The 15735-nt window shown below is 71.5% G+C and carries 15 protein-coding genes; 7 read left to right on the top strand and 8 right to left on the bottom strand.

Annotation, left to right across the window (positions count from 1 at the left end; genetic code table 11):
- Positions 1–23 precede the first annotated feature (23 nt).
- From pyrH to OG386_RS14535, 7 genes are all read left to right on the top strand, one after another.
- A complete protein-coding gene (gene pyrH / locus OG386_RS14565; protein ID WP_229876761.1) occupies positions 24–803 on the top strand; it encodes a UMP kinase in 780 nt (259 codons plus the stop codon).
- A gap of 94 nt (positions 804–897) precedes the next feature.
- Complete coding sequence (gene frr, locus OG386_RS14560) at positions 898–1455, top strand: ribosome recycling factor (RefSeq protein ID WP_030016386.1); 558 nt, start codon at positions 898–900, stop codon at positions 1453–1455.
- Complete coding sequence (locus OG386_RS14555; RefSeq protein WP_328788532.1) at positions 1455–2531, top strand: phosphatidate cytidylyltransferase; 1077 nt, start codon at positions 1455–1457, stop codon at positions 2529–2531. The genes frr and OG386_RS14555 overlap by 1 nt, the downstream gene beginning before the upstream one ends.
- Before the next feature lie 167 nt (positions 2532–2698).
- Positions 2699–3814, top strand: a complete 1116-nt coding sequence (rlmN, locus tag OG386_RS14550) for a 23S rRNA (adenine(2503)-C(2))-methyltransferase RlmN (protein ID WP_301366221.1) — start codon at positions 2699–2701, stop codon at positions 3812–3814.
- 253 nt (positions 3815–4067) lie between these two features.
- Positions 4068–5168, top strand: coding sequence for a thiamine ABC transporter substrate-binding protein (locus OG386_RS14545; protein WP_328788530.1), 1101 nt, complete (start codon positions 4068–4070; stop codon positions 5166–5168).
- 95 nt (positions 5169–5263) lie between these two features.
- Positions 5264–6880, top strand: coding sequence for an ABC transporter permease (locus OG386_RS14540; RefSeq protein ID WP_328793255.1), 1617 nt, complete (start codon positions 5264–5266; stop codon positions 6878–6880).
- Positions 6880–7929 carry an ABC transporter ATP-binding protein gene (locus tag OG386_RS14535; RefSeq protein ID WP_328788529.1) on the top strand — a complete coding sequence of 350 codons (1050 nt, stop codon included), beginning with the start codon at positions 6880–6882 and terminating at the stop codon, positions 7927–7929. Before OG386_RS14540 ends, OG386_RS14535 begins: the two co-directional genes overlap by 1 nt.
- Positions 7930–7932: 3 nt before the next feature.
- Here OG386_RS14535 and OG386_RS14530 read toward each other — a convergent pair whose 3' ends face one another.
- The 8 genes from OG386_RS14530 to OG386_RS14495 all read right to left on the bottom strand — a co-directional run bounded on the left by OG386_RS14530 (position 7933) and on the right by OG386_RS14495 (position 15719).
- Entirely contained in the window at positions 7933–9180 is a 1248-nt protein-coding gene (locus OG386_RS14530) for a cytochrome P450 (RefSeq protein WP_328788528.1), read from the bottom strand.
- Positions 9181–9247: 67 nt separating this feature from the next.
- The gene (locus OG386_RS14525) at positions 9248–10651 is read right to left on the bottom strand and encodes an NAD(P)/FAD-dependent oxidoreductase (protein WP_328788527.1); all 1404 of its coding nucleotides are present in this window, start codon (positions 10649–10651) and stop codon (positions 9248–9250) included.
- The gene (locus OG386_RS14520) at positions 10648–10911 is read right to left on the bottom strand and encodes a ferredoxin (protein WP_030016402.1); all 264 of its coding nucleotides are present in this window, start codon (positions 10909–10911) and stop codon (positions 10648–10650) included. The genes OG386_RS14525 and OG386_RS14520 overlap by 4 nt, the downstream gene beginning before the upstream one ends.
- Before the next feature lie 122 nt (positions 10912–11033).
- Positions 11034–11675: a hypothetical protein gene (locus tag OG386_RS14515; RefSeq protein WP_328788526.1), complete on the bottom strand. Its 642-nt coding sequence runs from the start codon at positions 11673–11675 to the stop codon at positions 11034–11036.
- Between the two features lie 99 nt (positions 11676–11774).
- A complete protein-coding gene (locus tag OG386_RS14510; protein ID WP_327383018.1) occupies positions 11775–12680 on the bottom strand; it encodes a hypothetical protein in 906 nt (301 codons plus the stop codon).
- An 80-nt stretch (positions 12681–12760) separates the two neighbouring features.
- Positions 12761–13852, bottom strand: a complete 1092-nt coding sequence (locus OG386_RS14505) for an LOG family protein (protein WP_328788525.1) — start codon at positions 13850–13852, stop codon at positions 12761–12763.
- Positions 13853–13878: 26 nt separating this feature from the next.
- The gene (locus tag OG386_RS14500) at positions 13879–14952 is read right to left on the bottom strand and encodes a hypothetical protein (RefSeq protein ID WP_328788524.1); all 1074 of its coding nucleotides are present in this window, start codon (positions 14950–14952) and stop codon (positions 13879–13881) included.
- Positions 14934–15719, bottom strand: a complete 786-nt coding sequence (locus OG386_RS14495; protein ID WP_328788523.1) for an ABC transporter ATP-binding protein — start codon at positions 15717–15719, stop codon at positions 14934–14936. The genes OG386_RS14500 and OG386_RS14495 overlap by 19 nt, the downstream gene beginning before the upstream one ends.
- Between the last annotated feature and the right edge of the window lie 16 nt (positions 15720–15735).

The raw sequence follows: 15735 nt of genomic DNA, 5'->3' as shown, positions 1-15735 counted from the left end.
CGTATGTGCACGAGGAGATCTCCATGAATCAGGGCGTGGACCCCCACACCGCATCCGACGACAAGAGCGACCAGGACGAGAAGGGCCGCCGCTTCATGCTGAAGCTGTCGGGCGAGGCCTTCTCCGGTGGCGGAGGACTGGGCGTCGACCCCGACGTCGTCCACGCCATCGCGCGTGAGATCGCCGCGGTGGTCCGCGACGGCGCGGAGATCGCCGTCGTGATCGGCGGCGGCAACTTCTTCCGCGGCGCCGAACTCCAGCAGCGCGGCATGGACCGGGCCCGGTCCGACTACATGGGCATGCTCGGTACCGTCATGAACTGCCTCGCGCTCCAGGACTTCCTGGAGAAGGAGGGCATCGACTCCCGCGTGCAGACCGCGATCACCATGGGCCAGGTCGCGGAGCCGTACATTCCGCTGCGTGCCGTGCGGCACCTGGAGAAGGGCCGCGTCGTGATCTTCGGCGCCGGCATGGGCATGCCCTACTTCTCCACCGACACCACGGCCGCCCAGCGTGCCCTGGAGATCGACGCCGAGGCCCTGCTCATGGGCAAGAACGGTGTCGACGGGGTGTACGACTCCGACCCGAAGAAGAACCCGGACGCGGTGAAGTTCGACGCGCTGGAGTACAGCGAGGTCCTCTCCCGCGACCTCAAGGTCGCCGACGCCACCGCGATCACGCTCTGCCGCGACAACAAGCTGCCGATCCTCGTTTTCGAGCTCCTCGCCGAGGGCAATATCGCCCGCGCCGTCAAGGGTGAGAAGATCGGCACGCTCGTGAGCGACCAGGAAACCCGGGCCTGAGCAGTCCGCAGCCGGACCGAGCGAGCCCCTGACCGGGCCCGCCGGGTCCGCCCGCCCGCCTGAACCATCCATATCTGACATGCAGGAGCACGTGGTGACCGAAGAGATCCTCCTCGAGGCCGAGGAGAAGATGGAAAAGGCCGTCGTCGTCGCCAAGGAAGACTTCGCCGCGATTCGCACCGGCCGTGCGCACCCGGCGATGTTCAACAAGATCGTGGCGGAGTACTACGGCGCCATCACGCCCATCAACCAGCTCGCCTCCTTCTCGGTGCCCGAGCCGCGCATGGCGATCGTGACCCCGTTCGACAAGAGCGCCCTGCGCAACATCGAGCAGGCCATCCGCGACTCCGACCTCGGTGTCAACCCGAGCAACGACGGCAGCATCATCCGGGTGACCTTCCCCGAGCTGACGCAGGACCGCCGCAAGGAGTACATCAAGGTCGCGCGCACCAAGGCCGAGGACTCGAAGATCTCGCTCCGCGCCGTCCGCCGCAAGGCCAAGGACGCCCTTGACAAGCTGGTCAAGGACAAGGAGGCCGGCGAGGACGAGGTGCGCCGCGCGGAGAAGGAGCTCGACGACACCACCGCGAAGTACGTCGCGCAGGTGGACGAGCTCCTCAAGCACAAGGAAGCCGAGCTCCTCGAAGTCTGATGAACGACTCTTCCTGGCAGCCGGAGCCGGTTCCGGCGGGTCCCGCATACGATGCGCAGGTGGGCCCGCACACTCGGCCCATGCCCATCGTGCCCGATGCCGCCGGCCGTGACTTCGACGACCGGGAAGCACGCGATCGGGGGGTCGCCGCAGACAGCGGCCCCCTCTTCCGCGCCGATACGCCGCCGCAGGAGCCCATGCCCAGCCCCCCGCCTCCGCATGCCCAGCAGCCGCAGGACGCCTCGCCCCCGCCGCCGAAGAAGCGCGCGGGCCGGGATCTGCGTGCCGCCATAGGGGTGGGGGTGGGTCTCGGTGCGGTGATCTTCGCGTCGCTGTTGATCGTCAAGGCCGTCTTCGTCGGCGTCGTCGTCGTCGCGGTCGTCGTCGGCCTGTGGGAGCTCACCTCCCGGCTGCAGGAGCAGAAGGGCATCAAGGCCCCGCTGGTCCCGCTCGCGGTCGGTGGCGCCGCCATGGTCATCGCCGGATACGTCCGGGGGGCCGAGGGCGCCTGGGTCGCCATGGCCCTGACCGTGCTGGCGGTCCTGGTGTGGCGGATGACCGAACCGCCCGAGGACTACCTCAAGGACGTCACGGCGGGCGCCTTCGCGGCGTTCTACGTGCCCTTCCTGGCCACCTTCGTCGCGATGCTGCTCACCGCCGACGACGGTCCCGAGCGCGTGATCACCTTCCTGCTCCTGACCGTGGTCAGCGATACCGGGGCCTACGCGGTCGGCTGGCGCTTCGGCAAGACCAAGCTCGCGCCGCGCATCAGCCCCGGCAAGACCCGCGAGGGACTGTTCGGCGCGGTGGCCTTCGCGATGGCGGCCGGCGCGCTGTGCATGGAGTTCCTGATCGACGGCGGCTCCTGGTGGCAGGGCCTGCTGCTCGGCCTCGCGGTCGCGGTCAGCGCCACCCTGGGTGACCTGGGCGAGTCGATGATCAAGCGGGACCTGGGCATCAAGGACATGGGCACCCTGCTGCCGGGACACGGCGGCATCATGGACCGGCTGGACTCCCTGCTTCCGACGGCCCCGGTGGTGTGGCTGCTGCTGGCGGCCTTCGTAGGCACCGGCTGACCCGTCCGGGTTATCCTGGAAAGCGCGCCACTGATACGTGGTGCGCTTTCCCGTTTCTACGGGATGGACCCGTGAGCTCTCCGGGCACCGGGCGTGGCATCACGTCGACTCCGCTCGTGTGCGGAGATCGCCCGCCCAGGGTTCGTCAGACTTGAGGAGTACCACTCATGGCCCCCCGTCCTGTCCCGGGTGAGCTTACTTTCGTCGCCCCTCGCGGGGCCAAGAAGCCGCCCCGGCACCTTGCCGACCTGACCCCGGCCGAGCGCCGCGAGGCGGTCGCCGCGATCGGCGAGAAGCCGTTCCGGGCCAAGCAGCTCTCCCAGCACTACTTCGCCCGGTACGCGCACGACCCGGCCGAGTGGACCGACATCCCGGCCGGCTCGCGGGAGAAGCTCCAGCAGGAGCTGCTGCCGGACCTGATGAGCGTCATCCGGCACATCTCGTGCGACGACGACACCACCCGCAAGACCCTGTGGAAGCTGCACGACGGAACGCTCGTCGAGTCCGTGCTGATGCGCTACCCCGACCGGGTCACCATGTGCATCTCCTCGCAGGCCGGCTGCGGCATGAACTGTCCGTTCTGCGCCACCGGCCAGGCGGGTCTGGACCGCAACCTGTCCACTGCCGAGATCGTGCACCAGATCGTCGACGGCATGCGCGCGCTGCGCGACGGCGAGGTCCCCGGCGGCCCGGCGCGGCTGTCGAACATCGTCTTCATGGGCATGGGCGAGCCGCTGGCCAACTACAACCGCGTGGTCGGCGCCATCCGCCGGCTGACCGACCCGGAGCCCGACGGCCTGGGCCTGTCGCAGCGCGGCATCACGGTCTCCACGGTCGGCCTGGTCCCGGCCATGCTGCGCTTCGCCGACGAGGGCTTCAAGTGCCGCCTCGCCGTCTCGCTGCACGCGCCCGACGACGAGCTGCGCGACACCCTCGTCCCCGTGAACACCCGCTGGAACGTCCGCGAGGTGCTCGGTGCGGCCTGGGAGTACGCCGAGAAGTCCGGCCGGCGGATCTCGATCGAGTACGCCCTGATCCGCGACATCAACGACCAGGCCTGGCGCGGTGACCTCCTGGGCAAGCTGCTCAAGGGCAAGCGCGTGCACGTCAACCTCATCCCGCTCAACCCGACGCCGGGCTCCAAGTGGACCGCCTCGCGGCCCGAGGACGAGAAGGCCTTCGTGGAGGCCATCGCCCGGCACGGCGTGCCGGTGACCGTACGGGACACCCGGGGCCAGGAGATCGACGGCGCGTGCGGCCAGCTGGCCGCCTCGGAGCGCTAGATTCCGGTTCTGTTCGATGCGATTCGGCCACGGGGTACCCTGTGGCCGAACCAATTTCATATTCCGACAGGGGAGCGCCACAGCGCTGAGAGTGCGGTATCCGTCATCCGCAGACCCTCTGAACCTCGCCCCGGTCATTCGGGGTAGGAAGTTCGGTCACCACTCTTGCTGTTGCGCCCTGCCCGGCGTCCGCTCCCACAGAGCGCCGGGCAGGGCCGCGTCTTCTCCTGGACATCCCAGGAGGAATTCACCGATGAGCACCACCAAGAAGATCGCGGGCGTCGCGCTCGCGGCCGCGCTGGGCGTCACCACGCTCAGTGCCTGCGGCGGCGGCGACACCAAGGACAAGCCCGCCGGCGTGAGCGACGCCCCGAAGTCCAAGACCGTGACGCTGGTCTCCCACGACTCCTTCAACGTGACCGACACGGTCCTCAAGGAGTTCGAGCAGCAGAGCGGCTACACCGTGAAGGTGCTGAAGTCCGGGGACGCGGGCGCCGCCCTGAACCAGGAGATCCTCACCAAGGGCTCCCCGCGCGGTGACGTCTTCTTCGGCGTGGACAACACCCTCCTCTCGCGCGCGCTCGACAACGGCATCTTCACGCCGTACGAGGCCAAGGGCCTGGCCGAGGTGAAGCCCGAGTACGTGCTCGACAAGGAGCACCGGGTCACCCCGATCGACTCCGGTGACATCTGCGTCAACTACGACAAGGCGTACTTCGCCGAGAAGAAGATCGCCCCGCCGCAGACGCTGGACGACCTGATCAAGCCGGAGTACAAGAACCTGCTGGTCACCGAGAACGCCGCGACCTCCTCGCCCGGTCTCGGCTTCCTGCTCGCCTCCGTCGGCAAGTACGGCGAGGACGGCTGGAAGGACTACTGGAGCAAGCTGAAGGCCAACGGCGTCGAGGTCGTCGACGGTTGGGAGCAGGCCTACAACGAGCGCTTCTCCGGCTCCGCGGGCGGCAAGAAGGCCAAGGGCGACCGCCCGCTGGTCGTCTCCTACGCCTCCAGCCCGCCGGTCGAGGTCCTGTACGGCGAGCCCCAGCCCACCGAGGCCCCCACGGGCGTCTCCACCGGCACCTGCTTCCGCCAGATCGAGTTCGCGGGCCTGCTCAAGGGCGCCAAGAACGAGGAGGGCGGCAAGGCCCTCGTGGACTTCCTGGTCAGCAAGAAGTTCCAGGAGGACATGCCGCTCCAGATGTTCGTGAACCCCGTGACGAAGGACGCCGTCCTGCCGGAGCTGTTCACCAAGCACGGTGTGGTGGTCGAGAAGCCGGAGGACGTGGCTCCCGAGACCATCGCCAAGAACCGTGAGCAGTGGGTCAAGGCATGGACCGCGCTCGTCGTGAAGTAAGCGGTACCAAGGAGCCGGGCACGGCGTTGGGGGACGCCGCGCCGGGCTCCGGCCCCCGCGAGGGGGCGCGGGCGACCGCCGTGCGGCTCGCCCTGATGGCCGTCCCCCTCGCCTTCTTCGGGCTGTTCTTCGCCTACCCCGTCGCCGCGATCGTCGGGCGCGGCCTGAAGACCGACGAAGGGTGGCAGTTCGGCCGGTTCGCGGAGGTGCTGGCCCGGCCCGACATCGTCGACGTGCTGTGGTTCACCACCTGGCAGGCGTTCGCCTCCACCCTGCTCACGCTGCTGATCGCGCTTCCCGCCGCGTACGTCTTCGCGCGCTTCGAGTTCCCGGGAAAGCAGCTGCTGCGCGCCGTGGTGACCGTTCCCTTCGTGCTGCCGACCGTGGTGGTCGGCACGGCCTTCCTCGCGCTGCTGGGGCGGGGCGGGCTGCTGGACGAACTGGTGGGCGTCCGGCTCGACACCACCGTCTGGGCGATCCTGCTCGCGCACGTCTTCTTCAACTACGCCGTCGTCGTCCGCACGGTCGGCGGGCTGTGGGCCCAGCTGGATCCGCGCCAGGAAGAGGCCGCCCGGGTGTTGGGCGCCGGGCGGTTCACCGCCTGGCGGCGGGTGACGCTGCCCGCGCTCGCCCCGGCCGTGGCCGCTGCCGCGCTGATGGTGTTCCTGTTCACCTTCAGCTCCTTCGGCGTCGTACTGATCCTCGGCGGACCCGCGTACTCCACCCTGGAGGTGGAGGTCTACCGGCAGACCGCGCAGCTCCTGGACCTGCCGACGGCGGCCGTCCTGACGATGGTGCAGTTCGCCACGATCGGCGCGATCCTCGCCGTGCACGCCTGGACCGTCCGCAAGCGCGAGACCGCATTGCGGTTGGTCGATCCGGGCCGCACCACGCACCGGCCGCGCGGCTGGGCGCAGCGCACGCTGCTGGGCGGGGTGCTGCTGACCGTCGCGCTGCTGATCGTGGCGCCGCTGGGCGTGCTCGTCGAGCGGTCCTTCGACACCCCCGACGGCTACGGCCTCGGCTACTACCGGGCACTGCAGGACGCCGGCGCCGGTGGCGGGACCTTCTTGGTGGCGCCGCTGGAGGCGATCTGGAACTCCCTGCAGTACGCGCTCGCCGCCACCGCGATCGCCCTGGTCATCGGGGGGCTCGCGGCCGCGGCGCTGACCCGGCGCGGCGGCCGCTTCGTACGCGGCTTCGACGCGCTGCTCATGCTCCCGCTCGGGGTGTCCGCCGTGACCGTGGGCTTCGGGTTCCTGATCACCTTGGACGAGCCGCCGCTGGATCTGCGGACCTCGTGGATCCTGGTCCCGCTGGCGCAGGCCCTGGTGGGCGTGCCCTTCGTCGTACGGACCATGCTGCCGGTGCTGCGCGCGGTGGACGGGCGGCTGCGGGAGGCCGCCGCGGTGCTCGGCGCGTCACCGCTGCGGGCTTGGCGGGAGGTGGACCTGCCGCTGGTGCGGCGGGCGCTGCTGATCGCGGCCGGGTTCGCCTTCGCGGTGTCCCTGGGGGAGTTCGGCGCGACCGTGTTCATCGCGCGGGCGGACCGGCCGACTCTGCCGGTGGCCGTGGCGCGGCTGCTGGGGCGGGCCGGAGAGCTGAACTACGGCCAGGCGATGGCCCTGAGCACGATTTTGATGCTGGTGTGCGCGGTGTCCCTGCTGCTGCTGGAGCGACTGCGGCCCGACAAGACCTCCGGAGAGTTCTGATGACACTGCTTCAGCTGGAGGGGGTGTCGGTCCGCTTCGGTGAGCGCGCGGCCCAGTATGCCCTGGACGGCGTGGACCTCGCGGTATCCGAGCACGAGGTCGTGTGCGTGCTGGGGCCGAGCGGAAGCGGCAAGTCCACGCTGCTGCGGGTCGTCGCCGGACTCCAGCAGGTGTCCGCCGGCCGGGTGTTGCTGGGCGGGGCCGACCAGGCGGAGGTCCCCGTGCACCGGCGGGGCGTGGGCCTGATGTTCCAGGACCACCAGCTCTTCCCGCACCGCGACGTCGGCGGGAACGTCTGCTTCGGGCTGCGGATGCGGGGAGCCGGGCGGGCCTCGTCCGCGGACCGGGTCGCGCAACTGCTGGAACTGGTCGGGCTCCCCGGGGCCCAGGGCCGGGCGGTGGCGTCCCTGTCGGGCGGCGAGCAGCAGCGGGTGGCGCTGGCCCGGGCGCTGGCACCGTCGCCGCGGCTGCTGATGCTCGACGAACCGCTGGGGCAGCTCGACCGGGGGCTGCGGGAGCGGCTCGTGGTGGAGCTGCGGGGGCTGTTCTCCCGACTGGGCACGACCGTGCTGGCCGTCACGCACGACCAGGGCGAGGCCTTCGCCCTGGCCGATCGGGTGGTGGTGATGCGGGACGGCCGGATCGCGCAGGCCGGGACCCCGCTGGAGGTGTGGCAGCGGCCCGCGTCGGAGTTCGTGGCGCGGTTCCTCGGCTTCGAGAACGTGGTCCCGGCCGTGGTCTCGGGCACGCGGGCCGCCACCGCGTGGGGCAAGGTCCCGGTACCGGAGGGGTCCCCCGAGGGGGAGCAGCGGCTGCTGATCCGCCCGGCCGGCGTCGTGCTCTGCGCGGCGGGCCTGAAGTGCGAGGTGGTCTCCCGCACCTTCCGCGGGACGCACGTCGCGCTGGTGCTGCGGCCCGAGACGGGACCGGTGCTGGAGGCGGAGTGCGGGCTGGCGGGGGCGCCGGACGTGGGGGACCGGGTCGAGGTGGCCTTCACCCCCGCCGAGGTGGTCGTTCTGCCCGAAGGGGCCGCACGACAGGACTTCTAGGGGCTAGGGGCGGATGCCGTCGCAGGCGATCGGCAGGTGGCGCGGGCCGCGCAGGACCGCGTTCTGTCGGTACGGGGGCGGGTCCTCCAGCAGCCGCGGATTCTCCAGCCTGCGGGCCAGCTCGCTCAGCGCCAGCTGGGCCTCCTGCCGGGCCAACGGCGCCCCGAAGCAGCTGTGGATCCCGCTGCCGAGGCCGAGGTGCTGGATGTCCTTGCGGTCCGGGTCGAAGCGGTTCGGGTCCTCGAACCGCTTCGGGTCGCGGTTCCCGGAGGCCAGCATCAGCCACAGGGACGCGCCCTTGGGGATGGTGACCCCGGCGACCTCGATGTCGGAGAGGGTGGTGCGCTGGGGCAGCAGCTGCACGGGCGGCTCGTACCGCAGCAGCTCCTCGACGATCGGGACGGCCAGGTCCGGATCGTCGCGCAGCCGCTGGAGGACCTCCGGGTGGCGCAGCAGCGTCAGCATCCCGTTGGTGATGAGGTTGACCGTGGTCTCGTGGCCCGCGATCAGCAGCAGTGCGGAGGTGCTGAGGGCCTCCATGGTCGTCATCGCGCCGTCGGGGCCGTCCGCCGTCGCCAGCTGGGACAGCATGTCGTCGCCCGGCTTCTTGCGGCGCTCCTCGATCAGCCCGGCCAAGTACATGCCCAGCTCCATGCGGGCGTCCATCGTGCCCTTGCCGTGCTGCGTGGGGTCCGCGTCCGGGTCGGGGTCCAGGCTGGCGGCCAGGGTCTCCGCCCACACGTGGAAGCGGGGTTCGTCCTCGCGGGGGATGCCGAGCAGCCGGCAGATGACGGTGACCGGGAAGGGGTACGCGAACTGGTCGACGAGGTCGATCCGGTCCAGCTGTCCGGTGTCCGCGATGCCGTCGATGAGCCCGGAGACGAGGCCGCCGAGTTCGTCGCGCATGTCGTGCACCCGGTGGGGGGCGTGCGGCGGCCCGAACGGGCGGTTCGTCATACGCCGCAGCCGGTCGTGGTCGGGCGGGTCGAGCTTGAGGAAGGACGGGGGCAGCGTCGCCCCCTCCTCGTCGGGCTGCTCCCCGAGCGGATCGTTCCCGGTCGCCTTCAGGTTCTTGGCGTCGGAGCTGATCCGCGGGTCGTGCAGGAGGCTGTGGATCTCGTAGTACGTGCTGATGACGTACGGGCCGTCCCCGTCGTGGGAGACCGGGGTCTTGCGGAGCTCCTCGTACAGGGGGTACGGATTCGCGCGGTTCGCGTAGTCGATGATCTCCCGCAGCAGGGCTTGTGTCATTACAGGTCCTCGTGATCCTCGGGGGAGGGCGCGGTGCGGCGCGGCCGGCGGTGCGCGGGGGTACAGGTCATCTTCCGGGGGTGAAGGTCATCTTCCGGTCCGCCGGCGAGTAGCCGCTCAGCGTGATGGTCGGCCCGTGGGTCGGGACGGAGGGGTCGGGGAAGTCGGCCGGCATCGGCTTGGTTCCCTCGGGCCTGCGGTCCACCGTGGAGAACGGCGGCGGGAACGGCGCGGTGGCCTCGATCTGCTGCTCGTAGAACGGCAGCCACCGGCAGTTGTCGAAGGTGACGGCGGCGATCAGTCGCCCCTGGTACCCGTACGCGGCCGCGAACCGGCGCTCGGCGAGCGAGCCCTGGGTGATGAGGATCTCGGTCCCCATCGGCGGCACCCCGACCGACTTGATGTTCACGCCGAACTGGGAGGACCAGAACGCCGGAACCCACAGGTGGGGACGGCGGTCGGCGCTCGCGCTGAGCATGTTGTGCGCGGCGGTGTCGGCCTGGGCGACGGCGTTGCCCCAGTGCTCCAGCGACAGGAACTGGTAGCCGAACAGGGCGTGCGGGGAACGTGCCACGTCACCCGCCACGTAGATGTCGTCGGTGACGATGCCCCGGACGTCGAAGGCCCGGCAGCCGGCGTCGCAGGCGATGCCCCGCGGACCCGCGCCCAGCCCGGAGCCGGAGAGCCACTCGGTGTTGCGTTGTGCGCCCAGCGAGACGACCACCACGTCCGCCTCCACGGTGGACCCGTCGGAGAAGTGCGCGGCGCGGACCCGCCCGGAGGGGTCCCCCTCCAACGAGGTCACCATGACGCCCGTACGCAGGTCGACGCCGTTCTCGCGGTGCATCTCGGCTGCCACCGCGCCGATCACCCCGCCCAGCGCACCGACCAACGGAGCATCGCCCCGTTCGGCGACGGTGACGTCCAGGCCGCGCTCCCGGCACGCGGAGGCGATCTCGGACCCGGTGAATCCGGCTCCGATGACCAACACCCGGCGGGGACCTGCGGCCAGGGCCCGTTGCAGCCCTTCGCCGTCGTCGCGGGTGCGCAGCACGAAGACGCCCTTGAGGGCGCCTTCCTCCGCGTTGGGCCAGGGCCTGGCGCGCACGCCGGTGGCGATCAGCAGCCGGTCGTACTCGACCGCGTCGCCGTTGCCGAGCTCGACCCGGCGGGCGGCCATGTCCAGGCCCGTGGCCGGGACCCCGAGGCGCCAGTCGGCGTCGATCGCCCGGCGGCGGGGCAGCGCCGTGTGGTCGGCGACCGCGTTGCCCAGCAGGACCTGCTTGGACAGCGGGGGCCGGTCGTACGGCTCGTACGGTTCGTCGCCGATCATCGTCAGCGAACCGGCGAAACCCTTCTCGCGCATGGTTTCCGCGGCCCGCAGACCGGCCAGGGATGCGCCGACGACGACGATGCGGCCCTCGCGCTTGAGGCGCTCCAGGGATCCGTCGTGCGTTCCTGTACTCGTCACCGCGCGCCTCCGGAAGGAGATCCGGCGCCGGCCACGGCGTCCGGGGCCACCATGTTCGCCATGTCCTCGTCCGTGATCTCCAGAAGGATGGCCTGGACCGGGCAGGCGGCCACGGCACGCATGACGTCCTCGCGCTGCGCCGGATCCGCCTCCGGGTTGTAGAGCAGTGACTCGTCGCCGTGCATGGCGAAGACATCGGGAGCGAGGAATGCGCACTGGGCGTATCCCTGGCAGCGGTTGAGGTCGACGACAAGCCTCATGACGGTTCTGCCTTTCCCTTGGCCGTCCCTCCCCGTCACCCCCCGGACCCCCCGGGCCCTCCCCTTCCCACCAGCATGCACGCGGCGCTTACAGGGCGCCTGCCGGAGTACGGATCCGCAGGTCAGGGCGGTTCGGTGGGGGTCGGAGGCCGGTGGGTGGTGCCGCGCCGGACGCGCAGGATGTACAGGCTGAGGATCAGTGCCCAGAGCGGGAACACCAGCTCGGACCAGGGCACTCCGGAACCGATCACGAGCAGGACCAGGCCGACGACGGTGCCCAGCAGGGCCAGTGGCCGCGGGAAGACGCCGAGCATCCGCCCGATGGTCGAGGTCGCGAGGGCGAAGACGGCCGCCATCCGCATGGCGTACGTCGCGAGGAGGGTGTAGGCGTAGTGGCGGCCGAAATCGGAGGGCGTTCCCTCGGCCAGCACGGTGCCCGCCGCCGCGGCGGAGGCGAACAGGGTGGCCACGAAGACGAATCCGCTGCCGAGGAACACGGTGGCGACGAACCGGTCCTCGGCCGCGCCCGTATGCGCGCGCAGGGCGCCCATGAACCAGAGGAAGAAGATGCCCGCGAAGGGCACGATCTCCAGTGACACTTGGACGGCCCAGCGCTTGTCCTGGTCGATGGGCATGTCGACGGCGCTGCCCGACGGGACGGCGATCCGCATCAGGACGATCGCCGCCCCGAGCAGCAGGGCGAAGGCGATTCCGGCCATCCCGGCCGCGCGTGGCGTATCGAGCCGATCGGTCGTGGAACTCACGAACCCTCACTCTCTCCCCTGGTCCAGCAAGCGGCAGTCACTGCCGCGCCACCACCGGGGGGCGGCCGACCGGGTGAGGGAGCCCGGCCGGCCGGTGGGTCAGCCGACCGGCTCCGGCACCGGGGCGACGGCGCCCTCGTCGGCCCCCTCGTGCTTGCCGTACCAGGCGACGGCCACCGCTCCGGCGACGGCCATGACGAAGCCGAGGACCGCGAGCCAGGCGAGGCCCGGGCGGGAGGCGTCACCGAGCCACAGGACGCCGATCGCGCCGGGCAGAACCGTCTCGCCGACGACCAGGGCCGCCGTGGCGCCGTTCACCGAGCCGATCTGGAGGGCGACCGTGTGCAGGTACATGCCGCCGATGCCCGCCACCAGGATGGCGTAGAGGGCCGGGTCGGTGAGGAAGGTGCCGAGGTCGAACGGGTCCACGCCGTTCAGGATCCGGACGCCGACGCCGAGCGCGCCGAAGCCCAGGCCCGACAGCAGGCCCGCCAGGATCGCGGCGCTGCCTCCGAGGAGGCGTACGGCCACCGTGCCGCCCACCATCAGCAGCACGGTGATCCCCAGCAGCCACCAGTGCGTGGACATCGGCGCGTGGTGGCCGCCCTCGTGGCCCGCGGCCGTCGCCAGCAGCACCAGCGCGGTGCAGACGACCCCGATCGAGGTCCATTCCTTCCGGCTCAGCCGGATGCCGAGCATCTTGACGCTCAGCACGGCCGTGATCACCAGGTTGGCGCTGATCACCGTCTGGGAGAGGAAGAGGGGAAGCAGCCGGGCGGCCAGGGCGCCGAGTCCGAAGCCCACGAAGTCCAGGATGGTGCCGACGATGAACTCCCAGGTCATCGCCGCTTTCGCGGTGGACGACAGGTTGGGACCGCCATGGGCGGTCACCCCGGCAGCGGTCGGGGACATGCGTGCGGCGCGGCGCGATCCGACGGCTTGCAGCACGGATCCCGTGCCGTAGCAGATGGACGCCGCGACAGCGGTCAGCAGGCCTATGAGCACCAAGGGCTCCGTTCACGTCTGGCAGGTTTTGCGGTACCTCTGCCAGACGTCAGAACGGGCCGGGAAGTTGCTTCTGGAGCTCAGCTCATCGAAGCGAGGACGCCGGGGACCTCGTCCACCGAATCGACGAGCGCGATGCGCGACTCCATCGCACGGCCCCGCGCCAGTGCCCGCAGCAGCGGCCAGGCCGGAAGGTGCTCGGTCCAGTGGGTGCGGCCGACGAGGATCATCGGGGCCGGCTCGCCCCGGGACTCGTAGTAGTTCGGAGTCCCGTTGTCGAAGATCTCCTGGACGGTGCCCGCCGCGCCGGGCAGGAAGACCACGCCCGCGGTCGAGCGGGCCAGCAGCCCGTCCTCGCGGGTGGCGTTGGCGAAGTACTTCGCGATGTGGCCCGCGAAGGCGTTCGGCGGCTCGTGCCCGTAGAACCAGGTGGGGATGCCCACCGAGTCGCCGCCGGCGGGGAAGCGCTCGCGCACGGCGAAGGCCGCGCGCGCCCAGTCGGACACCGACGGCGCGAAGGAGGGGGCCTTGGCCAGCATCTCCAGGGCCTCGGCGAGGGCCTCGTCCGGGGCCGGGGCCAGGTAGGCGCCGAGGTTGGCGGCCTCCATCGCACCCGGGCCACCGCCGGTGGCCACCGTCAACCCGGACCGGGTCAGTGCCCGGCCCAGCTCCGCCGCGCCGCGGTAGTCCGTACCGCCGCGGGCCATCGCGTGGCCGCCCATCACACCGACGACCCGGACACCGCGGAGGTGCTCGTCGAGGGCGTCGGAGATGGCGTCGTCATGGACGGAACGGAGCATCGAGGAGAAGACGTCTCCGTCGGACTTCGTCTCCTGGAACCAGGCGTACGCCTCGGCGTCGGGGGTGGTTTCGTACCCGTCGGGCAGCCCGGCGAAGAGCTCCTCGGGCGTGTAGAGCAGGCCCCGGTACGGGTCGAACGGCAGGTCCGGTATCGGCGGGAAGACCAGCGCGCCGTCGGCGCGGACCTTCGCCGCCGCGTCGGGCTCCATCGCGCAGCCCAGGAACACGGCCGCCGAGGTGTCGGCGGCCAGCAGCGCGAAGGTCCGCTCCAGCAGGTTGACCGACTGGATCCGGTAGCCGCTGAGCGAGCCGCGTGCCACGACCTGGTCGAATTCGGCGAGCGTCTCGATCTCGATGTCTGGGTTGACCATTCGGCCCACCCTAAGGGCTGCTCGTGTCAGCGGGTCAATGCCAGCGACGTCAGCTGCGCCACACCCCAGCTGAGCGGTACGCACACGGCCAGCAGGGCGGTGGCCCGCAGACTCGCGGCGCTGCGCAGGACGTTGGACGGGGCACCCAGGTCGAGCAGGGCCGTGCGTCCGGGCTGCCGACTCCGGCGGGCCTCCACCACGGATGTGAGAAGGGTCGCGGCGGCGCACAGGGCCACCAGGGCGACGGCCGGCCAGGTCAGCGGGCCCAGCGGGACGGGCAGCCCGCCCCGGTCGCGCAGGGCGAACGCGGTCAGGGCACCTGCGGCCACCGAGCAGAGCACTCCGAGCGGGGGGCCGATCCGGGGGGCCTCCTCCTGGAGGGTCCGTCCGGCCAGCAGCCGCAGTGCTCCGGGGCGCACGGCCTGGACCAGGCTCCCGCAGGCGTAGGCGAGCCCCGGTCCGGCCAGGGCGAGCCCGACCGCGGTCAGCGACCAGCCGATGAGCGCCCCGGCATCGCCCCGGCCCGCGTAGGCGGAGGCGGCGAGTCCGCAGGCGGTCAGCGCGATGCCCCAGGGCAGTCCGGTCTGGGGGGCCAGCGGCGGGTGCGGTCGCAGGGCGAGGGCGGTGGCGGCCGAGGCGGTCAGCGGGATCAGCGCCAACAGGGTGAGGGCGCCCGCCACCGGCAGCGGCTGGTCGGCATGGAGCAGTTCGGCCCCGGTCCCGTCGAACGGCAGACCTGCCAGTTCCCCGCGCAGGTGGAGGAAGGCGGCCAGGGCCACGGCGCTGCCCAGGGCGCAGGCGACGGCGGTGGAGATCGCGGCGGCCAGCATGAGCCGAACGGGTCCCAGCCCGACGGCGTCCAGTCCCTCGCGGGGCTGGGTCGCGGGGTCGGCCCGGGCCACGACGACGGCGAAGTGCCCGGTGACGGCCAACGGGATCAGGGCCCACAGCAGGCGAGGGAACGATCCGGCGGGCTGGGCCACGGCACCGACGAGTACATAGAGGAGCAGGAATCCGGTTCCGGCCGAGGCCGCGGCGACGAGGAGCCGCCGCAGCTGGACGAGCGGCCGGGAACCACGGGCTAGGCGGAGAGCGAGCACGCGGCCTGGTCCTCCGTGGTGTCGGCGACGGGGGAGTCGGCGGCCGCGGCCCCCGCGAGGCGGCCGTCGAGCAGGGCGATCCGGCGGTCCGCGACGTCCGCGGTGGCCTCGTCATGGGTGGCCAGCAGCACGGTGATGTCGTGGGAGCGGGCCGCGGTGGTCAGCGTGCGCAGCAGCAGGGCACGCTCGGTGCGGTGGAGCGGGGCCGTGGGCTCGTCGGCGAAGATCACCGCGGGCTCGTTGACCAGCGCCCGGGCGAGTGCGACGCGCTGGCACTCGGCGCGGGTCAGGGCGCCGGGGCGCTTGCGGGCGAAGCCGGCGATGTCCAGGCGTTCCAACCATTCGCAGGCAGCCGTGCGGGCGCTGCGGTGGGAGGCTCCGGCGAGCAGCAGGGGCAGGGCCGCGTTCTCCCAGACCTTCAGCTCGGGCAGCAGCTGGGGCTCGTGGCCGATCCAGCCGAACCGGTCGCGGCGCAGCCGTTCGCGGACGAGCGCGCCCATGGTGTGCACGGGGACGCTGTTGAACCAGACCTCGCCCTGCTGGGGCCGCAGCTGCCCGGACAGACAGCGGAGCAGGGTGGTCTTGCCACTGCCGCGGGGACCGGTCAGGGCGAGGATCTCGCCCTGACGGACACCGACGGAGATCTCGACGAGGGCGGGGGAGCCTCCCCCGGACTTCGTCCGGGGGGACCCGCTGTGGGAGTAGTGCAGGGACCGAGTCCACAGGACGTCATTGTCAGGCGGAGCATTGTCCGGTGGAGCCACCATGGCGTACACCTCCGTC

The sequence above is a fragment of the Streptomyces sp. NBC_00273 genome, from assembly GCF_036178145.1.
Classification (GTDB): Bacteria; Actinomycetota; Actinomycetes; order Streptomycetales; family Streptomycetaceae; genus Streptomyces.
This window is presented reverse-complemented; position numbering and strand designations above follow the sequence as displayed.

Coding starts and splice junctions, on each gene's coding strand:
- pyrH (WP_229876761.1), top strand. CDS start 24: ATGAATCAGGGCGTGGACCCCCACACCGCATCCGACGACAAGAGCGAC.
- OG386_RS14555 (WP_328788532.1), top strand. CDS start 1,455: ATGAACGACTCTTCCTGGCAGCCGGAGCCGGTTCCGGCGGGTCCCGCA.
- rlmN (WP_301366221.1), top strand. CDS start 2,699: ATGGCCCCCCGTCCTGTCCCGGGTGAGCTTACTTTCGTCGCCCCTCGC.
- OG386_RS14545 (WP_328788530.1), top strand. CDS start 4,068: ATGAGCACCACCAAGAAGATCGCGGGCGTCGCGCTCGCGGCCGCGCTG.
- OG386_RS14540 (WP_328793255.1), top strand. CDS start 5,264: ATGGCCGTCCCCCTCGCCTTCTTCGGGCTGTTCTTCGCCTACCCCGTC.
- OG386_RS14535 (WP_328788529.1), top strand. CDS start 6,880: ATGACACTGCTTCAGCTGGAGGGGGTGTCGGTCCGCTTCGGTGAGCGC.
- OG386_RS14530 (WP_328788528.1), bottom strand. CDS start 9,180: ATGACACAAGCCCTGCTGCGGGAGATCATCGACTACGCGAACCGCGCG.
- OG386_RS14520 (WP_030016402.1), bottom strand. CDS start 10,911: ATGAGGCTTGTCGTCGACCTCAACCGCTGCCAGGGATACGCCCAGTGC.
- OG386_RS14505 (WP_328788525.1), bottom strand. CDS start 13,852: ATGGTCAACCCAGACATCGAGATCGAGACGCTCGCCGAATTCGACCAG.
- OG386_RS14495 (WP_328788523.1), bottom strand. CDS start 15,719: ATGGTGGCTCCACCGGACAATGCTCCGCCTGACAATGACGTCCTGTGG.